23 protein-coding genes are annotated in these 23,591 nt (G+C 55.4%); 11 read left to right on the top strand and 12 right to left on the bottom strand.

The genetic code is table 11. The annotated features are described in order from the left end of the window. Positions 1-5 precede the first annotated feature (5 nt). From ACFQ14_RS14120 to aat, 4 genes are all read left to right on the top strand, one after another. Positions 6-785 carry a DsbA family protein gene (locus ACFQ14_RS14120; RefSeq protein ID WP_377213399.1) on the top strand — a complete coding sequence of 260 codons (780 nt, stop codon included), beginning with the start codon at positions 6-8 and terminating at the stop codon, positions 783-785. Positions 786-983: 198 nt separating this feature from the next. Then, positions 984-1,439 carry an acetyl-CoA carboxylase biotin carboxyl carrier protein gene (gene accB / locus ACFQ14_RS14115; protein ID WP_377213398.1) on the top strand — a complete coding sequence of 152 codons (456 nt, stop codon included), beginning with the start codon at positions 984-986 and terminating at the stop codon, positions 1,437-1,439. Positions 1,440-1,450: 11 nt separating this feature from the next. Beyond that, entirely contained in the window at positions 1,451-2,812 is a 1,362-nt protein-coding gene (accC, locus tag ACFQ14_RS14110) for an acetyl-CoA carboxylase biotin carboxylase subunit (protein WP_377213397.1), read from the top strand. Between the two features lie 11 nt (positions 2,813-2,823). After that, entirely contained in the window at positions 2,824-3,456 is a 633-nt protein-coding gene (gene aat / locus ACFQ14_RS14105; RefSeq protein WP_377213396.1) for a leucyl/phenylalanyl-tRNA--protein transferase, read from the top strand. Here aat and cckA read toward each other — a convergent pair. Beyond that, on the bottom strand, positions 3,453-6,167 hold the full coding sequence (gene cckA / locus ACFQ14_RS14100; RefSeq protein ID WP_377213395.1) for a cell cycle histidine kinase CckA: 2,715 nt from the start codon (positions 6,165-6,167) through the stop codon (positions 3,453-3,455). The genes aat and cckA overlap by 4 nt on opposite strands. 187 nt (positions 6,168-6,354) lie before the next feature. On the opposite strand from cckA, the gene ACFQ14_RS14095 reads away from it, so the two are divergent. Then, positions 6,355-7,155, top strand: a complete 801-nt coding sequence (locus ACFQ14_RS14095; RefSeq protein ID WP_377213394.1) for a hypothetical protein — start codon at positions 6,355-6,357, stop codon at positions 7,153-7,155. A gap of 57 nt (positions 7,156-7,212) precedes the next feature. Here the strand turns inward: ACFQ14_RS14095 and dksA are convergent, their stop codons facing one another. Next, positions 7,213-7,626: an RNA polymerase-binding protein DksA gene (gene dksA, locus ACFQ14_RS14090; protein ID WP_377213393.1), complete on the bottom strand. Its 414-nt coding sequence runs from the start codon at positions 7,624-7,626 to the stop codon at positions 7,213-7,215. A gap of 211 nt (positions 7,627-7,837) precedes the next feature. Here dksA and ACFQ14_RS14085 point away from each other — a divergent pair, with 211 nt between their 5' ends. The 4 genes from ACFQ14_RS14085 (at position 7,838) to ACFQ14_RS14070 (ending at position 11,629) form a co-directional block, all read left to right on the top strand. Continuing rightward, on the top strand, positions 7,838-8,359 hold the full coding sequence (locus ACFQ14_RS14085) for a SixA phosphatase family protein (protein ID WP_377213392.1): 522 nt from the start codon (positions 7,838-7,840) through the stop codon (positions 8,357-8,359). A 72-nt stretch (positions 8,360-8,431) separates the two neighbouring features. After that, positions 8,432-9,880 carry a YcjX family GTP-binding protein gene (locus tag ACFQ14_RS14080; protein WP_377213391.1) on the top strand — a complete coding sequence of 483 codons (1,449 nt, stop codon included), beginning with the start codon at positions 8,432-8,434 and terminating at the stop codon, positions 9,878-9,880. After that, on the top strand, positions 9,877-11,001 hold the full coding sequence (locus ACFQ14_RS14075; RefSeq protein ID WP_377213390.1) for a YcjF family protein: 1,125 nt from the start codon (positions 9,877-9,879) through the stop codon (positions 10,999-11,001). The genes ACFQ14_RS14080 and ACFQ14_RS14075 overlap by 4 nt, the downstream gene beginning before the upstream one ends. Before the next feature lie 166 nt (positions 11,002-11,167). Next, complete coding sequence (locus ACFQ14_RS14070; protein WP_377213442.1) at positions 11,168-11,629, top strand: hypothetical protein; 462 nt, start codon at positions 11,168-11,170, stop codon at positions 11,627-11,629. On the opposite strand, the gene folK is transcribed toward ACFQ14_RS14070, so the two are convergent. From folK to ACFQ14_RS14035, 7 genes are all read right to left on the bottom strand, one after another. Further along, positions 11,626-12,129, bottom strand: coding sequence for a 2-amino-4-hydroxy-6-hydroxymethyldihydropteridine diphosphokinase (folK, locus tag ACFQ14_RS14065; protein ID WP_377213389.1), 504 nt, complete (start codon positions 12,127-12,129; stop codon positions 11,626-11,628). The genes ACFQ14_RS14070 and folK overlap by 4 nt on opposite strands. After that, entirely contained in the window at positions 12,126-12,503 is a 378-nt protein-coding gene (gene folB / locus ACFQ14_RS14060; RefSeq protein ID WP_377213388.1) for a dihydroneopterin aldolase, read from the bottom strand. The genes folK and folB overlap by 4 nt, the downstream gene beginning before the upstream one ends. An 8-nt stretch (positions 12,504-12,511) precedes the next feature. Then, on the bottom strand, positions 12,512-13,366 hold the full coding sequence (folP, locus tag ACFQ14_RS14055) for a dihydropteroate synthase (protein WP_377213387.1): 855 nt from the start codon (positions 13,364-13,366) through the stop codon (positions 12,512-12,514). After that, positions 13,363-15,054 carry an NAD+ synthase gene (locus ACFQ14_RS14050; protein ID WP_377213386.1) on the bottom strand — a complete coding sequence of 564 codons (1,692 nt, stop codon included), beginning with the start codon at positions 15,052-15,054 and terminating at the stop codon, positions 13,363-13,365. Before ACFQ14_RS14050 ends, folP begins: the two co-directional genes overlap by 4 nt. A 66-nt stretch (positions 15,055-15,120) precedes the next feature. Further along, positions 15,121-15,537 (bottom strand): GFA family protein, encoded by a 417-nt coding sequence (locus tag ACFQ14_RS14045; protein ID WP_449301306.1) that lies wholly within the window; start codon positions 15,535-15,537, stop codon positions 15,121-15,123. Next, the gene (locus ACFQ14_RS14040) at positions 15,534-16,913 is read right to left on the bottom strand and encodes a class II 3-deoxy-7-phosphoheptulonate synthase (RefSeq protein WP_377213385.1); all 1,380 of its coding nucleotides are present in this window, start codon (positions 16,911-16,913) and stop codon (positions 15,534-15,536) included. Before ACFQ14_RS14040 ends, ACFQ14_RS14045 begins: the two co-directional genes overlap by 4 nt. A 116-nt stretch (positions 16,914-17,029) precedes the next feature. Further along, positions 17,030-17,500, bottom strand: a complete 471-nt coding sequence (locus ACFQ14_RS14035; RefSeq protein ID WP_377213384.1) for a CHAP domain-containing protein — start codon at positions 17,498-17,500, stop codon at positions 17,030-17,032. 277 nt (positions 17,501-17,777) lie between these two features. On the opposite strand from ACFQ14_RS14035, the gene ACFQ14_RS14030 reads away from it, so the two are divergent. Further along, positions 17,778-18,440, top strand: coding sequence for a hypothetical protein (locus ACFQ14_RS14030; protein WP_377213383.1), 663 nt, complete (start codon positions 17,778-17,780; stop codon positions 18,438-18,440). Positions 18,441-18,444: 4 nt separating this feature from the next. Here ACFQ14_RS14030 and ACFQ14_RS14025 read toward each other — a convergent pair whose 3' ends face one another. From ACFQ14_RS14025 to tpiA, 3 genes are all read right to left on the bottom strand, one after another. Continuing rightward, positions 18,445-20,088: a CTP synthase gene (locus ACFQ14_RS14025; protein WP_377213382.1), complete on the bottom strand. Its 1,644-nt coding sequence runs from the start codon at positions 20,086-20,088 to the stop codon at positions 18,445-18,447. Positions 20,089-20,249: 161 nt separating this feature from the next. Then, complete coding sequence (gene secG / locus ACFQ14_RS14020; protein WP_377213381.1) at positions 20,250-20,657, bottom strand: preprotein translocase subunit SecG; 408 nt, start codon at positions 20,655-20,657, stop codon at positions 20,250-20,252. Positions 20,658-20,762: 105 nt separating this feature from the next. Then, positions 20,763-21,527, bottom strand: coding sequence for a triose-phosphate isomerase (gene tpiA, locus ACFQ14_RS14015; RefSeq protein ID WP_377213380.1), 765 nt, complete (start codon positions 21,525-21,527; stop codon positions 20,763-20,765). Positions 21,528-21,690: 163 nt separating this feature from the next. On the opposite strand from tpiA, the gene ACFQ14_RS14010 reads away from it, so the two are divergent. Then, positions 21,691-23,574, top strand: a complete 1,884-nt coding sequence (locus ACFQ14_RS14010) for a SurA N-terminal domain-containing protein (protein WP_377213379.1) — start codon at positions 21,691-21,693, stop codon at positions 23,572-23,574. Positions 23,575-23,591: the final 17 nt, after the last annotated feature.

The raw sequence follows: 23,591 nt of genomic DNA, 5'->3' as shown, positions 1-23,591 counted from the left end.
CGCCCATGAACAAAATCGCATTCCCCTCGCTCCGTGCCGCTCTGGTAGCGTTGACTATCGGCGCAACGACAGCACTTGCTCCATTGCCAGCAGCAGCCTTTGATGCGTCTGAAAAAGAGAAAATTGAGACGATCATCCGGGATTATCTGCTGACAAATCCGGAATTGATGCTGGAAGTGCAGCAGGCTCTCGAAGCAAAACAGAAAGCCGCACAGTCAATTGCTGCCAAGGCCGCGCTGGAGGAAAACCGCGAGGCAATTTTCAATTCCCCCAACCAAGGCGTGATCGGTAATGCCGAAGGCGACGTCACTGTTGTTGAGTTCTTCGACTACAATTGCGGCTACTGCCAACGCGCCATGCAGGATATGAACGTGTTGTTGGAGGGCGATAAGCAGCTCAAATTTGTGATGAAGGAGCTACCAATCTTATCACAAGGCTCGGTGGAGGCAGCTCAAATTTCCACCGCCGTTTACCGCCTGCTGCCGCAACGATATGGCGAGTTCCACAACAAACTACTCGCAATTGACGGCCCAAAGGACGGCAACCGAGCGCGCCAAGTCGCAGACGAAATGGGCTTGGACGTTGCCGCGCTTGAAGCGGAAGCCAGCAAGGAAGACGTTTTTGAAGCCTTTCGTGAGGCCAACACTCTGGCCAACAGCCTGGGCATGAACGGCACACCGTCATATGTGATCGGCGACGAAATTCTCTTCGGCGCACTGGGCGCAGACGTGCTGCGCGAAAAGATCGCCAATGTCCGCAAATGCGGCAGCGCAAACTGCGACTAACCACAGGCTTTTTCTCCATTCATGCGCCGAGTATGGCGCTGAAACGCTAGCTGTGGCATGAATTGCGCTGTTGAATTGGCGGTAAAATGCTGATTCCCGGCGATTTGTTTAAAGTGTAAGCCGCATAGTCGGCCAACAAGATTTTGTAAGATTGGCTGTACCTATCCAGCCGACGCAAACACGAAAGACGCGACCAACATGGCAACTAAGAAATCGGCAATCGATACCAAGCTGATCAAGGAACTTGCAGACCTCATCAACGAAACCGATTTGACCGAAATCGAAGTCATGGCGGATGACATCAGCATCCGTCTTTCACGCGGTGGCAAGGTTGTAGCGTCTGCACCAATCCCGGCTCCTGTTGCTGCCCCCATCGCTACTGCAGCCGCAGCCCCTGAATCATTGCCAGCCGCTGCTGCGGGCACATCGGTGCCATCACCGATGGTGGGTACGGCCTATCATTCCCCCGCTCCGGGTGCGGATGCCTTTGTGAAGGTTGGCCAGAAGGTCAAAAAAGGCGAAACGATCATGATCGTGGAAGCCATGAAAACGATGAACCAGATACCTTCCACACAGGATGGCACCGTGGTCGCCATTTTGGTGGAAGACGGCCAGCCGGTTGAATACGGTGAAGCCCTGATAACGCTCGAATAGGGGCGCGGGAAATGTTCAACAAGGTTCTCATCGCAAACCGCGGGGAAATCGCTCTGCGCGTTCTTCGTGCCTGCAAGGAACTCGGCATCAGCACAGTCGCCGTCCACTCCACCGCTGACGCTGAGGCCATGCATGTTCGCTTGGCAGATCAAAGCGTGTGCATCGGTCCGCCGGCATCGCGCGACAGCTATCTCAACGTGCACGAAATCATCGCCGCCTGCGAAATCACCGGCGCGGATGCTATCCACCCCGGCTACGGCTTTCTGTCTGAAAACGCCAAGTTCGCGCAGATTCTGGAAGCTCATGACATCACGTTCATTGGCCCGTCCTATCAGCACATCATGACGATGGGCGATAAGATCGAGGCCAAACAAACGGCCAAACGCCTAGGAATCCCCGTCGTTCCCGGATCTGACGGCGCAGTGACCGAAGACGATGACGCCAAGCGAATTGCATCCGATATCGGCTACCCCGTCATCATCAAAGCCGCATCTGGCGGCGGCGGACGCGGCATGCGGGTTGTCTGGAAAGAATCCGAAATGGGCGTGGCGCTTCAAACCACACGTTCTGAAGCCGGCGCTGCATTCGGTGACGACGCGGTTTACATCGAAAAATACCTCGCCAAACCGCGCCATATCGAAGTTCAGGTCTTGGGCGATGGAAAGAATGTCGGCATCCATCTGGGCGAACGCGATTGTTCGCTCCAGCGCCGCCACCAGAAAGTTTTCGAAGAGGCCAACTCCCCTGCGCTCAACGAAGAACAGCGCGACCGAATCGGCATGGTTTGTGCCAACGCGATTGGCGAAATGGGCTATTCCGGCGCAGGCACGATCGAGTTTTTGTATGAAGACGGCGAGTTCTATTTCATCGAAATGAACACGCGCCTTCAGGTCGAGCATCCCGTCACCGAAATGATCACCAGCATTGATCTCGTCAACGAGCAATTGCGCGTTGCATCCGGCGCGGGCCTTTCTGTTGGCCAGCAAGACATCGCCTTCACAGGCCATGCCATCGAGTGCCGCATCAATGCTGAACACCCCAGCACATTCGTGCCGTCACCGGGCAAAATCACATATTACCACCCGCCGGGTGGCTTAGGTGTGCGGGTCGATTCAGGCGTGTTTCAGGGCTATTCGGTGCCGCCCTATTACGACAGCCTGATCGGCAAACTCATCGTTCACGGTCGCAACCGGGTTGAATGCCTCATGCGATTGCGTCGGGCGCTTGATGAGTTTGTGGTGGACGGAATCGATACAACAATCCCCCTTTTCCGCGATCTTCTGGACAACCAAGATGTTCAGATGGGGGACTATGACATTCACTGGCTTGAAAAATTCCTCGATGAAAAATCGAAAGAGCAAGCAAACGGCTAAGGGCAATTACCATGTCGGGCGTTGATGATCTGATGATGGAGGTCACGCCAGAATTGCTGCTGAAGGCCTATGCCAGCGGCATCTTCCCCATGTCGGAGTCGGCCTCCGATCCCGGCATTTTCTGGGTGGAGCCGGAAAACCGGGGCATCATACCCTTTGACACGTTCCACGTTCCCAAACGGTTGGCGCGCACCGTGCGGCAAAAGAAGTTTGATGTACGCATCGACACCGCGTTCGATGAAGTTATGCGGCTGTGCGCGGAAGAAACCCAACAACGCACCGAAACGTGGATCAACAAACGCATCCTTGAACTCTATAGCGAACTACACACAATGGGCCACGCCCATTCAGTCGAGTGCTGGACCGAAGACGGACTGGTCGGCGGTCTCTACGGTGTGCGTTTGCGTGGTGCGTTTTTCGGAGAAAGCATGTTCAGCCGCGCCAGAGACGCATCCAAAGTTGCGCTTGTTCATCTTGTTGAGCGCCTCGACAAAGGCCGCTTCCACCTGCTCGACACCCAATTTCTGACTTGGCATCTGGCGCAATTCGGTGCCATCGAAGTGCCAAAAATCGTCTATGAAGAATTGCTCGACGAAGCCATGCAGATCGAAGCCGATTTCTTCGCCGTGGACCGCGCCAATTAGTTTCCGTCCAGCTGCTCTTTCACGGCTGTGGCCAATTGTTTCAATGAATAAGGCTTTGGAATAAAGCCAAATTTGCCACGCTCAGCCTCTGGCAGGTTCTTCTCAAATGCTTCTTCCGCGTAACCGGAAGCGAAAATGAAACGAACGGTATAGCCGGCTTTGCGTGCCTCTTGCAGCAAGGTTGGCCCGTCCATTTCAGGCATAACCACATCAGAGACCACAAGATCGACTTTGTCACCGAGGTCTTCTAGCAGCTCCATTGCCTCAACGCCGTTCTCCGCCTCATGAACATCATAGCCGCGCGCTTGCAGGGTGCGCGAACCAACAGCCCGCACAGCGTCTTCGTCTTCCACAAACACGATGGTTGCATTGCCAGCGAGATCACGGGCAACCTCTTTGCGCTCGCCCTCTTCCGCTGCCGCGCTGACTTCAGCTGCTGTCGGTTCGTGGCGCGGGAAGTAGATCTGGAACGTCGTCCCCTCCCCAAGCACCGATACTGGATAAATAAAGCCGCCGCTCTGCTTCACGATGCCGTAGACAGTCGAGAGGCCCAAGCCTGTGCCTTTGCCTACGTCCTTGGTGGAAAAGAACGGCTCAAAAATTTTCTGCATCACTTCCGGCGTCATGCCCGTGCCAGTATCGCTGACCTCAATCAACACGTAGTCCGCCGCCGGCATTTCGGGACGGCTGTGGCCTTTCTCAACATCTTTGGCAGTCAGATTTCGGGTCGTGATTGTAACCGTGCCACCGTCGCCAGACTGATCATTGATCGCATCGCGGGCATTCACGCACAGGTTGACAATCACTTGTTCAAATTGGCCGATATCGGCCTTAAGCGGCCACAGGTCTCGCCCGTGATTAATTTCCAACTTCACTTTATCGCCCAGCAAACGCGCAATCAGCATGCGTAAGTCTGATAGGCTGTCCGGCACCGTCAAAATCTGCGGACGCAAAGTCTGGCGACGTGAGAAGGCAAGCAATTGACGCACCAGCGAAGCAGCACGGTTGGCACTGTGCTTAATATTCATAATGTCAGGAAAGGAAGGGTCGGACGGACGGTGATTGGACAAAAGCAAGTCTGAAAAACCGATAATCGCAGTCAGCACGTTGTTGAAGTCATGAGCGATGCCACCGGCCAATTGACCAACCGCCTGCATCTTCTGACCTTGCGCCATTTGCCGCTCTAGCGCTTTCTGCTCTGTCATTTCGATAGCATAGAGAATTGCCGTCTCACGCGCTTCTTCACCATGGGCGACCGCACCATCGGTTATCGCGCTTATAAAATAACGGACCGAACAGTCTTCGTTGCCCGGCAAATGAGAATCGATGAAATCAATCTGCGTGCGCCCTTCGCTGGCTGCCGCCAGCGCAGCCCTCGCGGCATCGCGCTCTCCGTCGCCGCAAAGGTCCACAACCGTAACAGCATTCTTGCCGGCTGACTTCAAAACATGCGCAAACAGTCGCTGGAAGGGAGCGTTGGATTGAGTGATTGCCCCGTCTTCAGAGAGCGAAGCAATCGCGATAGGTGTGTTGTTGAAGAAACGGGTGAAACGCAGTTCCGCCACACGCAAATCTTCCGCGATGCCTTCGCCGCTGGAACGATTGAGCACCAAAGTGCGCGTTTCGCCCGGCGCGCCGTCGGGAGATACCGGTACTTTGTGATAGAGCCGCGCCGGCAAGCTGGTGCCATCAGCGCGTGCTAAATCAAGATCGACAACGCCAGTGGTCGTTTGCCCCGGATTGGTGTTAATCGCATCCAACAGCGCCAATCCGTCACCAAGCACCAAATCGCGCAGGCGGTATGAACCGGGACGGAATTGCGCCAAATCAATGCCAAGCCAATCCGCCAGCGTCGCGTTGAGATAGGCAATACGTCCATCAGCTTGGGTTGAGAAAAACCCGGCCGGGGCGTGATCAAGATAACTGACAGCATCCTGCAGTTCCTGAAACACGCTTTCCTGTCGCGCGCGATCCTCGGTCACATCGCTGATTTCCCAAACGATGAGAGGCTTACGGTAACCTTTAAGTTCAAGCGGACGCGCGCAAAGTCTATACCAGTGGGGTTCAGACACTGACGATTGACCGTCATCGCCGTTAAGCGCAACAACGCTATGTGGCACGCGGAATTCACGCGTCACATTCATGCCGGAACGCACCTTCTGGTTCATCTGATAGACGATTTCGGACGCATCTTCCGCGTGCGAAAACACCCGTTCGATCGTCGAAACATCCCGCTCAGAGGCGCTGCCCGTCAAATCGCCATAAGCACGATTGGCATAGACGATACGGCCTTCCCAATCGGTCACAATAGCTCCGCGCGACAGTCCGTCGAGAAAAGCCCGCGCGAAAGCGTCTGCGCGGCTGGTTGACGACAAATGCACAAAGCCAATCGCAATTGAAAATATGAAAATGATCCCCATCACGGACAAAACCAGCATCACCAGGATGCTGACTTGCTGTGAATATTCAGGTGGCAAAAAGACGAACAGTCCCATGATGAGAACCAAGGCGATACCAGCCAGCATCAAGCGGCCAATGCCAGGGCCACCTCCAGCACGGTCAATCAGTGCGCTCTCGACGGTCTCCTGATCGCGGTCCGCATGAACGAGACCGTCACTGCTGTTGACCTTTGCATCGCCAGCGTTTTCTGCACCGCTTGCAGCGACTTTGGCCGACATATCGCTCGTTGCGCTTTCGCTGGTTGATACCATTATGCCGCCGAATCCTGAGTTCGCGATTCACTACGCAGAACATACAGAAACACCCTGAAAAAGCCCAAAGAAAAGCCCCAATTTGATTGCAGCAACACGCTCAGCAAGTTAGACGCCCTAACCGCCACTTGAGAATGGCTGCCAAAGTCAGTTAGTTTCTCGACATACAGGCGAGGAAGATCTTTTCATGACCGATTTTTTTGCGGGGCTTTTCGGCCCAGAAATGGCTGGAACGGCCATGATAATCGCCAGCCTTGTGGCGTTACTTCTCGTCCTTTTCCTGATTTGGCTGGTCGTTCGTGCAATCCGCCGCCCCCGTGCGGCTGGTGGACGCCGAAGCAAGCAGGCGCGTTTGGCAGTGACCGATGCCGCCGCCATCGACCCACGCCGCCGTCTGGTGTTGGTACGTCGTGACGATGTTGAACACCTCATCATGATTGGTGGCCCAACCGATGTTGTGATCGAACAAGACATCCGTCGCCTCTCAAGCGCAAGGTCGATCCAAGACGTTGAGCCGAAAGAAACGGTTGCCACTACCAAGGCCATACCCCCGTTGAGCACCCCGTCTCCAGCCGCATCGACCTCGCAAGCACACACAACACCACCGCCTTCCGCGACAGCCGCGCCGTCGATTTCAAGCAGCCAAAAAGGCATTTTGGGTGCAGCAGCAGGTGGACTCGCAGCCACAAGTGCAAAAGCTGTCGCCGCTTCAAAAGAGGCCGCTAGAGACGCGATCGCACACGAAACGGATTTAGCTGCAAGTTCGAAAGAGGAATCAATAGAAAAGATCACAGCAACCGTTGCCGCAAAAAACTCTGAAACGGCCGCACCCGTTCCAGAACCAAAAGTTACCGAACCAGCACCCACACCAGAAGTTTCTGTCACACCACAGCCAAGCGCTGAACCGAAACCGAAATCTTCGCAACAGCTTTCAACGTCAGACGACATTGAAGCGCTGCTAGACCAAATTGCCGCACCGAAACGATAAACGAAAAAGAGCGCCTCGAAAGGCGCTCTTCATTCAGTTTCTATTTCAAACAGAAAATCAGTCGTCGCGGTGAACCTTTTCGCGACGCTCGTGACGCTCCTGCGCTTCCAGCGACATTGTGGCGATGGGCCGTGCATCCAAACGCTGCAGGCTGATCGGTTCACCGGTCTCCTCGCAATAGCCGTACGTCTTGTCCTCAATACGCGCCAGAGCTGAATCGATTTTAGCAATCAGCTTGCGCTGGCGATCGCGAGCGCGAAGTTCGATAGAACGATCTGTTTCGGACGACGCGCGGTCGGCAATGTCAGGCGCATTCAGATTGTGCTCCTGAAGCGTCTCCAACGTGCCGTTCAACTCCTGACGAATATCTTCTTTCCAAGCCAGCAACTTGTCCTTGAAATAGGCAAGCTGGCGTTCGTTCATAAATTCCTCTTTGTCGTGAGGCTTATACTCTTTGACCTTCGCAGGCATGGGCGTTCTCTTTCATAATGCGAGTACGAAAAGAGCCTACGCCAAGCGCCAGACCGCCACGGCTGAAGCAGGCTCCCATCCGACTTCGTTGCGGCGTCTATACAAGCTGCTTCTCACCGCTTCAAGCAGGTTTGTAGCCTCGTTGATCCGTCACACTGCTCCATACACATTTAGCCTTGGCATATGGCGCTGCCACGGTTAGTCAGTGCGCATGAAAAAGCTCGCCATCCTCCGTCACGCCAAAAGCGCATGGTCCCTTCCAGGAGAAGGCGACGAATCGCGCCGACTGAACGATCGCGGACACGAACAGTTGGGAATTCTGTCGGGCTGGTTGGACAAGTCCGGCTTCACTCCAGACCACATCATTTGTTCAACCGCCACCCGAACGCGCGAAACTCTGGGTGGGTTGTCCCATAAATTCGACACCTCCAAGGCAGAGTTCGATGCCAATCTTTACCTAACGTCCATCGATGCCTATCTGGACACGATCTGGGGCGCACCGGATTGTGAAACCCTGCTGATCATTGGCCATAATCCAACGTGTGACGAACTGGTGCGCTATCTGGCGAATTCTGGCAGCCCAGCAATGGAAACACTGTTGCTGCATCATTTCAGCACTGGAACACTCGCAATCATGGAACTGGACGTTGCCGCGTGGAGCCAAGTCTCCCGCGCTAAAGGGCAATTGACCCATTTCTTGCGCCCAAAATTGATCCAGGAAGGCGCTTTCTGAGCTACCGCCTTTCATCGAGAGCCGTGCAACCTATATTGGTGGTGGCCAGCGGGTGACAAAACGGAAATTTCCTTGAGCAAAATTACATCGCTCTCAGATGACGCGCTGATTGCCGTCGACAATATCGGCGATGCAGCGCGCAGCCTGCTGCACCCAACCTTGCGCTTCGGTGTGACCGGGCTTTCGCGGGCCGGCAAAACCGTGTTCATCACATCGCTCGTTCACAATTTGCTACACGGCGGCCGCCTGCCGCTTTTCGCAGCTTATTCGGAAGGCAGGCTAAGCAGTGCCGAACTGCAACCACAGCCTGACGATGCCACTGCGCGGTTTCAGTATGAAGATCACCTCAACGCGCTGCTGGAAGAAAAAACGTGGCCTAACTCAACCCGTGCAATCTCTGAAATCCGCATCCGGCTGAAATACGAATCCGCAAGCGGCTGGAGCCGGACTTTTGGCGCTGGCGAATTGACGTTGGACATTGTCGACTATCCCGGCGAATGGCTGCTCGATCTCCCCCTTTTGGGAAAATCGTTCGAGCAGTGGTCAAGGGAAGCCTTGGCGCTTTCACATCTGCCCAACAGATCTGACTTGGCAGAGGAATGGCACAAGGCTCTTGAGGCCGTCGATCCCGCCGCAAACGCTGACGAGACACAGGCCCGCCACTTAGCCGCAGTTTTTACCGATTATCTGCGCGCGTGCCGCGAGGACAAGACTGCGCTTTCCACCCTGCCACCGGGTCGTTTTCTGATGCCGGGTGATCTGGAGGGCTCACCAGCACTCACCTTCTCGCCACTTCCACCATCGCAAGGAGATGCGGGTAAAGACAGCCTGCAAGCTATGATGGAACGGCGCTATGAGAGTTATAAATCCATCGTGGTGAAACCGTTCTTCCGCGAGCATTTCGCCCGTATTGATCGCCAGATCGTGCTGGTGGACGCCTTGCAGGCACTCAATGCTGGCCCGGCAGCCGTTGCAGACTTGGAAACCGCGCTGTCGGATATTCTTGGCTGTTTCAATCACGGCAAGCGCTCTTGGCTGACGTCGCTGTTCTCGACCCGCACCGAGCGGATCCTCTTCGCCGCCACCAAGGCCGATCACCTGCATCACGAAAATCACGACCGGCTTGAGGCCATTTTGAGTAAGTTGGTAGAAAAAGCAGCCGAACGGGCGCGGTTTGCTGGCGCAAAGGTTGATGTTGTTGCGATGGCGGCAATCCGGGCCACGCGAGAAGCGGAGATCGAACAAGAAGGCGAAAGCCTGCCAGTGATTGTAGGTAAGCCGCTGGCGGGCGAAACCATCGACGGTCAAACCTTCGATGGCAAAACAAAAACGGCCATCTTCCCCGGCGACCTTCCCGACAATCCGGCCAAGGCCTTTGCAGAAAGTGAAGCGGGCGACCTGCGTTTTGTGCGTTTCACGCCGCCCGCGCTTGAAAAAACCGCCGAGGGCATCACGCTATCCCTGCCCCATATTCGCCTCGACCGCGCGATGGAATTCCTGTTTGGAGACGCGCTGCGATGAGTGACAACAAGCCCAGACGCCCCCGCGCCATCGTTTTGCCAGACGAAACCGCTTCCGCCAGCAAAACCGCGAAGCCTGCCTCTACAAAGGCAAAGCGCAAACAATCCAAGCAGCGCCGCCCCCGTGCGGTCAAAGATGCACCAGTCTTGCGTGAAGTGCCGCTCGAAGCCGCTCAGCGCTTCGACACTGTGCCCAAGACACTGGACGCCCTTGCGGAAGATCTGCCCCCCCCGCCCGCGCCGCCATCAAGCAAACGCTTCAAATGGTCAAAAGTCTTTTTCGCTGCCGCAGGGGGGCTGATCTCGTTGGCCTTTGGCCTATGGCTTGATCAACTCGTCCGCGACCTGTTCGCCAGACAAGATTGGCTCGGATGGATTGCGGTTGGCCTTACAGCTCTTTTGATCCTCGCCATCGTTGCCCTCATCGTGCGTGAAGTGATGGCTTTGCGCCGCTTAAGCCAGATCAGTTCGCTGCAAAAAGCAGCCGAACAAGCCCGCATCGGCAACGACATGAAGCAGGCCCGCAGCGTGAGCGCACAGATTGTCGATCTGTATGAAGACCGCCCGGACACAGCCGCAGGCCGCGCCGCGCTCAAATCGCACAGTGAGGAAATTATCGATGGGCGCGATCTCATTCACCTAACCGAACGTGACCTCCTGCGCCCGCTCGACGCAAAAGCCCGTGCAATGGTGATGGCATCAGCCAAGCGCGTTTCCGTCGTCACCGCTGTCTCACCACGGGCAATCGTTGATATCAGCTATGTTCTGCTGGAAAACACGCGGCTGATCCGCTCCATTGCCGAGCACTACGGCGGCAGACCCGGAACGCTTGGCTTTTGGCGGCTCGCCCGCACCGTCTTAACCCACCTTGCCGTGACAGGCTCGATTGCCGTGGGTGATGGCCTCATGCAGCAATTGATCGGTTCAGGTTTGGCCGCAAAACTTTCTGCAAGGCTGGGCGAAGGTGTCGTCAACGGAATGTTGACCGCACGCATAGGCATCGCCGCAATCGATGTGTGCCGCCCACTGCCCTTCGCAAAGGAGGCTAGACCAGGCGTGAAAGACTTCATGGGCGAGTTGCTAAAGGGCGCCAACGTGCAAGATTCTGCGCAAAAATCTTGACGTAGCCTGCGCTATCAGCAATCCATTAACCATTATTGGCGATAGTCGGAATTGATCAGCACAGGTGTTTGTCCCCATGAGTTCAGCGTTTTCCGCAAGCCCTGCAGTCAGCTCAACGTCGAGCTTTGCAGCAAAAACCATTCGCACTTTCGCAGCTGCCACCTTCATGGCAGCCTCGGTTTATGCCGTGCCGGCAGAGGCCAGCGAACGAGCCTATTTCAAATCGGTGCAAGGCAATTGGTCTGGTTCGGGCGAAATCGTAGCGGGCAAATACAAGAACACCCGCTTCACCTGCAAATTCACCGGAAACGTGCCCCGTGGCCTTGGCATGGATATTTCTGGAAAATGCCGCGTTGGCCTTTTCACGCAGGAAATGTCGGCCCGCATCACAAAACGCGGCAAGAGCTACCGCGGACAGTTTCTCGATGGCGCTAAAGGCAAAGGCTTGGACATCGTATCCGGGCGGTTGAAGTCGAATAAGCTTATTGTGGGGATCAACCGCAAGAAGCTGAACGGCACGATGGTTGCAAACATGAAGAATCGCAACAAAATGCACATCACGATCTCTGTGCGTGGCAACAGCAACAAGCTGATCCCGGTAATCGGCTTAACCCTCAACCGCACCTAGACACGCCACCAATCGGCGCGTTCATCGACAATTTCAAGCCCTTCCCGGTCTGCTTTATCGGCAAGATCAGCAATCTTGTTGCCTGAAAGCATGGCTTGTGGGGCAATATCAGCCAACGGAACGAGCACGAACGCACGTTCCGCTATGCGCGGATGGGGAATTGTGAGCCGTTGCTCCGTCTGCTCGACGCCCTCGTAGATTAGAATATCAACATCAATTGTTCGCGGTCCCCATCGCATGGTGCGTTTGCGGTTCCCTGCCCGTTCGACAGCTTGGCAAAGTTCCAGCAATGCCTCGGGCTCCAGCGTGGTTTCTATTTCCGCACAGCAATTGAGAAACCAAGCCTGCTCGGTCACGCCCCAAGGCGGGGTTTTGTAGAGTTTTGAAACGGCCGTAACGGCGCACTCCGGATCAGAATCAATCTGCTGCAATCCTGCGGTCAGCGTTGCGCGGACATCACCGATATTTCCGCCGAGACCCAACCATGCGCGTTGGCTCATTCTGGATGGCATACCGTCACTTCAACATGGTCTAGAATACCGGGAACAGGCGCATTTGGCTTGCGCACGGTTACGCGGGCATGGGTGATCTGAGAAAACGCTTCACACAGCCCTTGGGCAATATCGAGGGCAAGCGCTTCAATGAGATATCGGTTGCGCCCCGTGACCAGCTTTTCCATGACGGCAAACGCTTCACCATAGTGCACGGTGCCTTCGATGCGATCTTCCTCAAGCGCACCGTTTGGTTCCACCTGCAAAATCGCATCGACGAAAAACCGCTGACCAAGTTTGGTTTCTTCCTCATAGACCCCATGGTGGGCGAAGAAAGCACAATTTTTTAGTGTAATTTCATATGTATGCGTTGATTTTGTCATGTAGCGCTTCAATTCTTGATTGTGTCAGCGATCACCGCGTCTGCAACAGCCAGAGCGTCTTTGTTTGCGCCAATACCATGCACCCGGAAAATCGCAGCCCCTTTCATGCGCGCGACAACGCTTGTCGCAGCCGTGGCAACATCACGGTCCGCAGCCTCACGGTCGGTCAAAGCTCCCAAGAAGCGCTTGCGCGATGTGCCGATGAGAATTGGCAACCCAAGGGCGTGCAATTTCTCGACACGGGCCAGGATCGGAACATCGTGATCAATGGTCGGGGAAAAGCCGAAACCCGGATCGATTGTAACAGCCTCCCGCGAGACGCCTGCTTCGTCAGTTATTTCCAGCGTGCGGTTTAAGAAGCTGATGGCATCTGCGATAAGATCATCATCAACCGCTCTTTCCCGCCGATTGTTCATAACCACCAGTCCCGCGCCCGTATCAGCAGCAACGCGGGCAATATCAGGCTCACGCTGGCAACCCCAGATATCGTTGACGATATGCGCTCCTGCTTCAACAGCAGCTCGTGCCGTCTCGGCACGATAAGTATCCACCGAAATGATGGCATCTGTGTCACGCGCTAACCGTTCAATGATGTGCAGCACGCGCGCGCGCTCGGTCTCTCCATCCACACTCGCTGCGCCCGGCCGTGTGCTTTCGCCGCCTATGTCGATAATGGTCGCACCCTCAGCCATCATCGTCCTAGCGCGGGCAAGCGCATCATCCACCGCAACGAAGTCGCCACCGTCTGAAAATGAGTCGGGCGTCACGTTCAACACACCCATGATAATGGCGCTTGGCCCCAGTATCAGGCTCCTGCCATTGGCAAGCGGCCAACGGCGCGGCGCAAACCAGTCTGCGTTCACGCCTTACGGTCCCGAAACTTGTTGGTGATCGGATAGCGCCGCTCTCGACCGAAAGCACGGCGGGTTATTTTCACCCCCGGTGCTGCCTGACGGCGCTTGTATTCCGCAATGTAAAGCAAATGCTCCATCCGCTCGACGGTCTCCCGCGCAAATCCGTGCTTCTCGACGATCTCATCGACTGACATTTCGTTTTCCACGAGACCTTCCAAAATGGCATCCAGAACCGGATATTCCGGCAATGAATCCTGATCGGTTTGGTTTTCGCGCAATTCAGCCGTGGGGGCTTTATCGATGATGTTTTGCGGGATCACCTCGCCCGATGGCCCAAGACAATCCGGCGGTACATTCCCGTTGCGCCAAGCGGAAAGGCCGTAAACCTGCATCTTGTAAAGATCTTTGATCGGATTGAACCCGCCATTCATATCGCCATAGATCGTGGCATAGCCGACCGACATTTCAGACTTGTTGCCGGTGGTAACGACCATCGAGCCGAACTTGTTGGAAATCGCCATCAGCAAAGTGCCCCGTGTGCGGCTTTGCAGGTTTTCTTCCGTGACGCCCTCTTTGGTGTCTTCAAATGTGGTCGACAAGGCGGACAGGAAACCCTCCACCGGCTCGGAAATCGGCACGATTTCATAGCGCACGCCCAGCGCACGAGCGCAGTCTTCGGCGTCCTTGAGCGATTCCTTCGACGTATAGCGATACGGCATCATCACACAGCGCACCCGCTCTTCGCCCAGCGCATCGACAGCAAGCGCCGCGCAAATGGCGGAATCGATGCCGCCGGACAAGCCCAGCACCACATTCGAAAAGCCGTTCTTGTTCACGTAGTCGCGCAGGCCCAAAACGCAGGCGCGCCAATCGGCTTCCTGGACGTCCGGCAAGCGCGTTCGCACGCCCTCGTCACAGGCCCAGCCATCATCCCCACGTCGCCATGTCGTCAACGTCACCGATGTTTCAAACTGGTTCATCTGAATGGGGATCGTTTTGTCCGCGTTCACGACAAAAGACGCGCCGTCGAACACGAGTTCGTCCTGCCCGCCCATCTGATTGATATACAGCATCGGCAGGCCGCTGGAGATCACCTCTTTCAGCGCAACTTGGTGCCGCACGTCCATCTTGTTGCGATAATAGGGTGAACCGTTGGGAACGATGAGCATTTCCGCGCCGCTTTCAGCCAGCGTTTCACAAACATCCAGATCGCCCCAAATATCCTCACAAATCGGAATGCCAAGGCGAACACCGCGATAATTCACCGGACCGGGCATCGGCCCTGCATCAAACACCCGCTTTTCGTCAAAAACGCCATAATTCGGCAGATCGACCTTCAATCTTGTAGTGCTGATTTCACCGCCATCGAGCACCGCCACCGCGTTGTACAAACCTGCTTGATTGCCCTTTTCGATGCGCCAAGGCGTGCCGATAATGACGCCGGGGCCATCATCAGCGGTGTCCTTGGCCAGTTCTTCGATGGCAGCCATGCACGACGCCACAAAAGCGGGCTTGAGCACCAGATCTTCCGGCGAATAGCCTGAGATGAACAGTTCCGTGAAAACGACAAGATCGGCACCTTGGCGCGCAGCATCGCGCCTTGCTTCGCGGGCAAGCGCAAGATTGCCTTTCACGTCACCAACGGTGGGATTGAGTTGCGCGGCCGCGATGCGCAGCGTGTCGGGAGTTTTGGTCATTTGCAGGGTTTAGCTTGCGCCAAAGCGCGGAGCAATCGCCTTTGCTGTCACAGTGAAAGGGGCGCTTTAGTCTGCTTGCGGAAATTGATCCAGACCATCGACGATTTCGTAATAATCGCCTTTGTCGGCGCAAAAAATGTGACGCTCCAGCTTGACCCCGCCCGTGTCGTCCAAAGTGCCAGCAAGGATTGAGGTTTCCGTTCCGCCATCGCGGCGCCAGAACAGTGCTGAACCGCAGACGCCACAAAACCCTCGTTTGGCGAAGTCGGACGCTTCATACCATTTGAGCGTTTCATCCGTGATCAGCTCAAGATCATCGCTGCTGCACGATGTGGCCGCGAAGAAATGCCCGCTTTGCTTGCGGCACTGCTGGCAATGGCAAGCTACAACCGGCCGCATTGGCCCTTTGACCTTATAACGAACACCACCACAAAGGCAGGAACCTGCCCCGCCCTTGCCAGCTGGTTCCAGCCGTCCGCTCACGCAGCTTTTTCGCTGTTTGAGGCAGTTGCCGACTTGTTGGCTTTCAAACGTTCCGCAACCAGGAAGGCCAGTTCGATAGATTGGTCAGCGTTAAGTCGCGGGTCGCAATGTGTGTGGTAGCGCGATGCCAAATCGTCGTCGGAGATAGCCCGCGCGCCGCCAGTGCATTCGGTCACGTCCTTGCCCGTCATTTCCACATGAACACCACCGGGATAGGTGCCTTCAGCATCATGAACATCGAAAAACGCACTCACTTCACCCATCACTCGGTCAAACGGCCGTGTTTTATAGCCACCGGCAGAAACTGTGTTGCCGTGCATGGGGTCACAAGACCAAACCACATTTTTGCCCTCGCGCTGCACTGCACGAATGAGCTTCGGCAGGTGCTCGCCCACTTTGTCGTGGCCGAAACGGGCGATCAGCGTTAAACGACCGGCCTCATTTTCAGGCGACAGAATATCGATGAGTTCCAGCAATCCATCTTCGGTGGTCGACGGGCCGCATTTCAAGCCAATCGGGTTTTTCACGCCACGGCAATATTCAACATGGGCATGGTCGGGCTGGCGGGTACGGTCACCAATCCAGATCATGTGGCCAGACGTTGCATAAGGCTCGCCCGTGATCGAATCTTCGCGCGTCAACGCTTCTTCGTATCCCAACAACAGCGCCTCATGGGACGTATAAAAATCAGTCTCGCGAAGGCTGGAATTGCGCTCACCGTCAATGCCGATGGCTTTCATGAAGCCCAGCGTCTCGCTAATGCGGTCCGCCAATTCCTGATAGCGCTCCCCCTGCGGCGAATTCTCGACGAAACCCAGCATCCATTCATGAACGTGGTTGAGGTTGGCATAGCCGCCCTGCGCGAAGGCACGAAGCAGGTTCAGCGTAGCAGCAGACTGGCGGTAAGCCATGATTTGCCGCTCCGGGTCAGGAATGCGCGCCTCAGAGTTGAATTCGATGCCGTTGACCACGTCACCGCGGTAAGATGGCAATTCCACGTCGCCTTGGCTTTCCATATCGGAAGAGCGCGGCTTGGCGAATTGTCCGGCAATGCGCCCCACTTTGACCACAGGCTTAGACGCGCCAAAGGTCAGAACAACCGCCATTTGCAGGAACACACGGAAGAAGTCACGAATGTTGTCGGCGCCATGCTCGGCAAAACTCTCGGCGCAATCGCCACCCTGCATCAAGAAGGCTTCGCCACGGCAAACGCGGGCAAGCTCGTCTTTCAGCGCGCGTGCTTCGCCAGCGAAGACCAGAGGCGGAAACGATGCCAAACGCTCTTCAGTGGCCTTCAGAAAGGCTGCATCGGGATAGTTCGGCATCTGCAGTGCCGGTTTGCTACGCCACGAAGATTTCGACCAATTCTGTGCCATTTTCGGCTCCCTTCGGGCTTTAAGCAGGCCCATTCAAACTCAAAACCGTTTTAGGTCCGCTCAAAGCCAAGTGCAACACCGAAGCTACCGGGCATTAAAGCCCAGCGCACTCGCGGTTAACGGCGAACTGTGATGATTCTGCTTTTGGGACGCCAGCCACAATGCACACGGTCACGGGTGTTTCCGCCACAAACCTTCACTTTGTTGCCTTTCACCGCCGTAGCCACTGCAACATGACGGCCCGAACGTGAATAACCGCTGCGAAAAACAATGACATCGCCGCGGCGGATGGAGCTTTTGGAGACGCGGCGGCCCCAGCTTTCCCAAGAACGAGCGGCTGCGTAATGCTTGGCTGGCTTTTTGCCAGCCTTTTGAACTGCATATTTCACAGCATGGCCGCACCACGGCACCCGCCGCGTGTTGACGCCCATCAAACGATTGGCGCGGCGCGTACCTTCTTTCAAACCTTCCAATCGCTCCAACGCTCGTGCAGCACCGGCGCCAGCATGGCTTTGATCAATCGTGGAAAATGTAAAAAGCGCACAAGCGCCAATAACGGCCAAAGCCGCTGGGAAAATCGATTTCATTTGAAATAGCCTTTTTGGGGCTGCCAGCCACACTCCCCGCCTTGGGAGGGCAAAACAACCTTCGATACACAAACTGGTTGGCAATAGACCAACGACAAAAGCGACCCGTGACAGATCGCTCCGCGTAACTGATTTAGGATAACGTCAAAATTGGGGCAAGTCGGCGCATCTGCATGGAATTGAAACGCTAAATTCGCGTGATGTGCCAAATGCCACAGATGGGCGCGTCTGGAAACATTAAACAAAACTATCGGCATTATGCTGAGAGGAAGATACAATGTTCGAGACACTTACCGGCCCAGCCATTTTCGTTCACCTAGCTGCCATTATGTATGTCATTGCCATGCTGATAAGGGAGCAGTTGATCCTTCGATTGTTCATTCTGGCGGGCACTGGCCTCTACATCGTCTACTATTTCACCATCGGAGACGTGCCGCTTTGGGAGGCAATCTTTTGGTCCGTGATGATCGGCCTCACGAACATTTATAGCATTATCGTGATGTCGCTAGAGCGTACGACGTTCAATATGACTGATGAGGAAAAGGTCATTCTGGGCAAGTTCTCATCTCTCAATCCTGGTCAGTTTAGAAAACTGATGAAGGTTGGCCAAGCACAGGATGCCAACGCAGAAACGCTCATGACAATTGAGGGCAAGCACTCAGATTATCTCTATTTTCTCGTATCCGGCACCTGCCGGGCAAAGCGCGGCGATGTCACCTTTGACATCAACGAAAGCTGCTTCATTGGCGAAATTTCAATGCTGCTCAACATTCCAGCGACAGCAACGACACTTTTGGAAACTGGCGGCCGCTATATCGTGTGGTCGAAAGAAGACATCGAAAAACTACAGCGCAAAAACCCCAATATCGGCATTGCACTCTCATCAATTATGAAACTGGATTTGGCCGAAAAGGTTTCCAAGAGCGTCCGCGTGGCATGAACGCCTAGACCAGCCTGCTCTGCTCTTTTGCGGCTGCGATGAAACTTGCAAACAGCGGGTGAGGTTCAAACGGGCGCGATTTCAGTTCAGGGTGATACTGAACCCCGATAAACCACGGATGCTCATCGCGGGGATACTCCACCGTCTCAGGCAACAGACCGTCCGGCGACATGCCGGAGAACACCAGCCCCGCTTCTTCCAGCCGATCCTTGTAGTCTATGTTCACTTCGTAACGGTGACGATGGCGTTCGCTCACCTCGTTCGAACCGTAAATTTCCGCTATGTGGCTGCCCTCTTTGAGCGGATGCGGATAGGCACCCAGCCGCATCGTACCGCCCAAATCGCCAGCCGCCTCGCGCTTTTCAAGCTGATTGCCCTTTAGCCATTCGGTCATCAGGCCAACGACATGGTTTTTCGACGTATTCTTTTCGTCGAGTTCGCTTGACGTAGCGTCAGCTATACCTGCGAGGTTGCGGGCAGCATCCAGCACGGCCATCTGCATGCCGAAGCAAATGCCGAAATACGGTATTTTGTGCTCCCGGGCATAGGTTGCCGCCACGATTTTGCCCTCAGAGCCCCGCTCGCCGAAGCCGCCGGGAACCAAAATCGCGTCCACATCGCTCAAGTGATCTTCCGGTTGATCGTTTTCCAGATCAGAACTGTCGATCCATTTCAGGTTCACGCGCACGCCATTGGCCAGACCGCCATGAACCAGCGCTTCCATAAGGCTTTTATAAGCGTCTTTCAGAACCGTATATTTCCCCACAATGGCAACCGACACTTCGCCTTCGGGATTGTGCAGACGGCGGGAAATATCTTCCCAAACCTGCATTTGCGGCTTTGGAGCAGGGTCAATGCCAAACGCATCGAGAACCTGCTGGTCCAGTCCTTCACGGTGATAGGCCATAGGAACGTCGTAGATCGATTTTGCATCCAGCGCCTGAATGACAGCCTCCGGGCGCACATTGCAAAATAGAGCCAGCTTGCGCCGCTCTTCCAAGGGAATTTCGCGATCAGCCCGCACGAGTAAAATATCCGGCTGAATGCCGATAGAGCGCAGCTCTTTCACCGAATGCTGCGTCGGCTTCGTCTTCAACTCTCCAGCAGCGGCAATATAGGGCATGTAGGAGAGATGTAGGTAGATCGCCCCGCCCTTTGGCAAATCGTTGCCCAATTGACGGATGGATTCAAAGAACGGCAGGCCTTCAATGTCGCCCACCGTGCCGCCGATTTCCATCAACACGAAGTCGTAGTCATCGTTCCCGTCCAGAACGAATTCCTTGATGGCATTGGTGACGTGGGGAATGACCTGAACCGTTGCGCCCAAATAGTCACCACGGCGTTCCTTCGCCAGAATGTCGGAATAGATACGGCCCGTTGTGATGTTATCGCTCTGGTTCGCGGGTCGCCCAGTAAAACGTTCATAATGGCCGAGATCGAGATCAGTCTCCGCTCCGTCGTCAGTCACAAAGCATTCGCCGTGCTGATAGGGTGACATCGTGCCGGGGTCGACGTTCAAATAAGGGTCGAGCTTGCGCAGACGCACCTTATAGCCACGCGCCTGCAGCAGCGCACCGAGTGCTGCCGAAGCCAAACCTTTTCCGAGCGAGGAGACCACGCCGCCAGTGATAAAAACATATCGCGCCATGGGAGCAGACGGCTAACACCGATTCTGCGATTCCCAAAACAAAAAGTTCATCGCGCGGGAACATTTGTGGGGAGAAAGCTCATCCAAGGTTCCTGACCAGCACCTCAAACAAAAAAGGCGGCTGAAAATAGCCGCCTTCTCCAAAAGCACTGCTGGCCGGATTAGTTGCCGGTCGGCACGCCTGTGCTTGGGGCGTTGCCCTGGCCTTCGCGCTGCAGGCCTTCCAGCAAGTTGCCGCCGCCAGCAGGCTGATCTCCGCCTTCTGTTGGTACACCGGTACTTTGGTTTTGCTCGGCACGATCAATGATTGAGTTGGTGCCAGCACCCTGATTGGCTGATACACCCAGCAAGATGGATGTCGCAAAAAATGCGGCTGCAACAATCGAGGTGGTTTTTGTCAGAGCATTGGCCGCGCCGCGTGCCGACATAAAGCCACCACCGCCGCCGCCTCCACCGCCGCCGATGCCAAGTGCACCGCCTTCGGATTTCTGAAGAAGAACGAGGACAATAAGCGTCAGCACAAGCATGATGTGAACGACGATGAGAATGGTATCGAAAACTTCCGACATGGTGACAATCCAGCTGGTTTGCGCGGATACGCATATGAGTTAGCGGCCTTCTAAACGAAGCATTCGCGAATGAAAAGTCTCCCCCACAGCGCCCATCTGGCGGCGTTAGAGACTGCGATAGACTTCGCATATGGCGAGGAAGTCCTGCGCCTTCAAGCTCGCGCCACCAACAAGTGCACCATCAACGTTCACGACCGACATCAATTCAGCAGCATTGTCAGGCTTGACGGAGCCGCCATACAAGATCGCCATACGTTCACCCGGCCCGCCAAAGCGCTCCACCAGCCGGTCGCGCAAGAAAGCGTGGATGTTTGCAACATCGTCCGGGCTGGGTGTCTTACCCGTGCCAATGGCCCAAACGGGTTCGTATGCGATCACTGTGGTGTTTTCGTTTGCCCCATCCGGCACGCTTTCCATCAATTGACGCCCCAGCACAGCTTCGGCCTCACCCGCATCGTATTGCGTCTCGGTTTCACCGATACAAACGATGGCCGTCAACTCTGCCCGCCAGCACGCTTCCACCTTGGCGCGGATGGTCGCATCGCTTTCTCCATGCTCGGTGCGCCGTTCGCTATGGCCCACAATACAAAACTCCGCTTCGCAATCCGCAATCATTTCCGCAGAAATATCGCCGGTATGAGCGCCCTTCTCTTGCGCATGGCAATTCTGGGCGCCGACCAGCAAGTTGGTATCTTCCACCAACGTGGTCGTTACGTAAGTGAGTGTCGCCGGTGGGCACAGCGCAACATCAACACGCTCGGACAGATCGTCGTCCAACCCCCGGGCTGTTAGTGCCAATTGGTCCAGCATCGAACGGTCACCGTTCATTTTCCAGTTCCCAACGACGAGCGGCTTGATATCCGGTGTCATATGCATCTCCAATTTGCGGCTGTCAGTCAGGCCTATCGTGCGCAGTGTTACAAATCAACGCGATTGGATCACCAGCCGCTTGCCGCCAAGGGTCTGCATCCATATGTTGCGCATTCAGCGGCCTGATTTGCGGCCAAACAACCATGTTATGAATGGGTGACACGTGCTTGCTTCCCTGCGCAATTTTGTTGGCGGCTGGACCGCTAAAATCCTGCTTGTTCTTTTGGTGGCATCGTTCGCCGTCTGGGGAATTTCCGGCTCCATCTTGGGCGATGCAAATTCAAACACCGTGGCATCCGTCGGCGATACCGATGTGCCAGTGGCCGACTATGTGGCAACCTATAACCGCAACCTGAACCTGACGTCCCGCCAAATCGGCCGCGCGCTGACACAAGAGCAGGCACGAATGTTCGGCGTGGAGCAGCGTACACTAACCGACGTCATAACCGCCGCGACACTGGACGAATTTTCCCGCGAGATGAACATGTCGCTTTCCGATGACATGCTGGCGAAAATGCTGGCGGAAAACGAAGCCTTCCAGTCCGCCGACGGCCGCTTCGACCGTTTCGCTTTCCAAAACGCAGTGCGCCAAGCTGGATTGCGTGAGGCAGACTATATTCGCCTGCAAAACGGCAACGCCATTCGCTCGCAAGTTATGGCAGGCATCGCAGAAGGCCAATTGTTGCCCAAAGTCTTCGCCAACGCACTCGCTGCCTATGCGGAGGAAGAGCGAAAGTTCAACTACATCGAAATCACATCGGCACTGGCTGGCGAGCCAGCCGCCCCCACCGACGCGCAGATTGAAGAATATTTCACCGCAAACAAAAGCAACTACGCAGCACCGGAATACCGCAAAATCGCGATTTTGCCGCTGGAGCCTCAAAGCATAACGGACGAGGCGGCCATTACCGATGAACAGATCAAGGCTGACTACGAAGCGCGTATTGCGGCTTACTCAACGCCCGAAAAGCGTCGGGTTCAGCAAATTGTGTTGAGCCAAGAGAAAGCCGAGGAAGCCAAGAAGTCGCTCGGTGAAGGAGCAACCTTTGAGACGGTATTGGCAGACAACAACGTCAAACCAGAAGACGCGGATCTGGGTTTGGTGGAGAAAGCGACACTGCCTCAGGCTTTCCAAGACATCGCCTTTTCGCTGGAGCCAAATGAAGTGAGCGACATAATTGCTGGCCCATTCGGCCCCAGCCTGCTACGGGTAACAGAAATCCAAAAGGCAAACACGCGCCCGTTGGAAGAAGTCTCCGCAGATATAAGAAAAGAACTCGCGCTGAGTGCGGCTGCGGACCGCGTGGTGCAAGTCCAGACGGAAATGGAAGACATACGCGCTGGAGGCGCAACACTGGAAGAGGCAGCAAACCAACTGCAATTGACCTTCCGCGTTGTTGAAACCGTTGACGCTCGCGGACGCGATGGCGACGGCAACCTCATCAGCGATTTGCCAATCTCAAGCCAGTTGCTGCGCCGTTCGTTCAGCACGGAAGTCGGCGAACAAACAAGCCCTCTGGAATACAAGGACATCGGTTCGGTTTGGTATGACGTTCTGGAAATCACCCCCGCCCGCGACCGCACGCTGGATGAAGTGAAGGATCGGGTACGCAACGACTGGCTTGCTGTGGAGCGCTCGAAACAAGCCCAAACCAAGGCTGATAGCCTGAAAGCACGCCTGGAAGGCGGCGCTACAATGGCGGACTTGGCAGCAGAGCTTGGCACGGAAGCCAAAACGACCGCTTTCCTGAAGCGCTTGGGCAAAGAACCCAGTTTTCCCGAAGCCGCAACAATCGCTGGATTTAGCGGCGACGATAAAACCATCGCCATAGCTGATGGCGTTGCCGAAGGATCAAAAATCCTGTTGCAGGTAGCAAGTGTAAAACGTCCTGAAGCGCAGATCAGCCAGCCGATCCAAAACGAAGTCGAACAAGCCAATTTGGGCGCTGCAAACGATCTGTTGGAGCAGTTGATCGCCAACCTTCAAACCAGTTACACCGTCACCTTCAACCCCGAACTGATGCAGCGTGCACTAACTCAGCGCTGATCATTAGGGACAAAAGC

It is taken from the genome of Pseudahrensia aquimaris, assembly GCF_042676045.1.
Taxonomy (GTDB): Bacteria; Pseudomonadota; Alphaproteobacteria; order Rhizobiales; family Rhizobiaceae; genus Pseudahrensia; species Pseudahrensia aquimaris.
This window is presented reverse-complemented; position numbering and strand designations above follow the sequence as displayed.

Coding starts and splice junctions, on each gene's coding strand:
- ACFQ14_RS14120 (WP_377213399.1), top strand. CDS start 6: ATGAACAAAATCGCATTCCCCTCGCTCCGTGCCGCTCTGGTAGCGTTG.
- accB (WP_377213398.1), top strand. CDS start 984: ATGGCAACTAAGAAATCGGCAATCGATACCAAGCTGATCAAGGAACTT.
- accC (WP_377213397.1), top strand. CDS start 1,451: ATGTTCAACAAGGTTCTCATCGCAAACCGCGGGGAAATCGCTCTGCGC.
- aat (WP_377213396.1), top strand. CDS start 2,824: ATGTCGGGCGTTGATGATCTGATGATGGAGGTCACGCCAGAATTGCTG.
- cckA (WP_377213395.1), bottom strand. CDS start 6,167: ATGGTATCAACCAGCGAAAGCGCAACGAGCGATATGTCGGCCAAAGTC.
- ACFQ14_RS14095 (WP_377213394.1), top strand. CDS start 6,355: ATGACCGATTTTTTTGCGGGGCTTTTCGGCCCAGAAATGGCTGGAACG.
- dksA (WP_377213393.1), bottom strand. CDS start 7,626: ATGCCTGCGAAGGTCAAAGAGTATAAGCCTCACGACAAAGAGGAATTT.
- ACFQ14_RS14085 (WP_377213392.1), top strand. CDS start 7,838: ATGAAAAAGCTCGCCATCCTCCGTCACGCCAAAAGCGCATGGTCCCTT.
- ACFQ14_RS14075 (WP_377213390.1), top strand. CDS start 9,877: ATGAGTGACAACAAGCCCAGACGCCCCCGCGCCATCGTTTTGCCAGAC.
- ACFQ14_RS14070 (WP_377213442.1), top strand. CDS start 11,168: ATGGCAGCCTCGGTTTATGCCGTGCCGGCAGAGGCCAGCGAACGAGCC.
- folK (WP_377213389.1), bottom strand. CDS start 12,129: ATGAGCCAACGCGCATGGTTGGGTCTCGGCGGAAATATCGGTGATGTC.
- folB (WP_377213388.1), bottom strand. CDS start 12,503: ATGACAAAATCAACGCATACATATGAAATTACACTAAAAAATTGTGCT.
- ACFQ14_RS14050 (WP_377213386.1), bottom strand. CDS start 15,054: ATGACCAAAACTCCCGACACGCTGCGCATCGCGGCCGCGCAACTCAAT.
- ACFQ14_RS14040 (WP_377213385.1), bottom strand. CDS start 16,913: ATGGCACAGAATTGGTCGAAATCTTCGTGGCGTAGCAAACCGGCACTG.
- ACFQ14_RS14035 (WP_377213384.1), bottom strand. CDS start 17,500: ATGAAATCGATTTTCCCAGCGGCTTTGGCCGTTATTGGCGCTTGTGCG.
- ACFQ14_RS14030 (WP_377213383.1), top strand. CDS start 17,778: ATGTTCGAGACACTTACCGGCCCAGCCATTTTCGTTCACCTAGCTGCC.
- ACFQ14_RS14025 (WP_377213382.1), bottom strand. CDS start 20,088: ATGGCGCGATATGTTTTTATCACTGGCGGCGTGGTCTCCTCGCTCGGA.
- secG (WP_377213381.1), bottom strand. CDS start 20,657: ATGTCGGAAGTTTTCGATACCATTCTCATCGTCGTTCACATCATGCTT.
- tpiA (WP_377213380.1), bottom strand. CDS start 21,527: ATGACACCGGATATCAAGCCGCTCGTCGTTGGGAACTGGAAAATGAAC.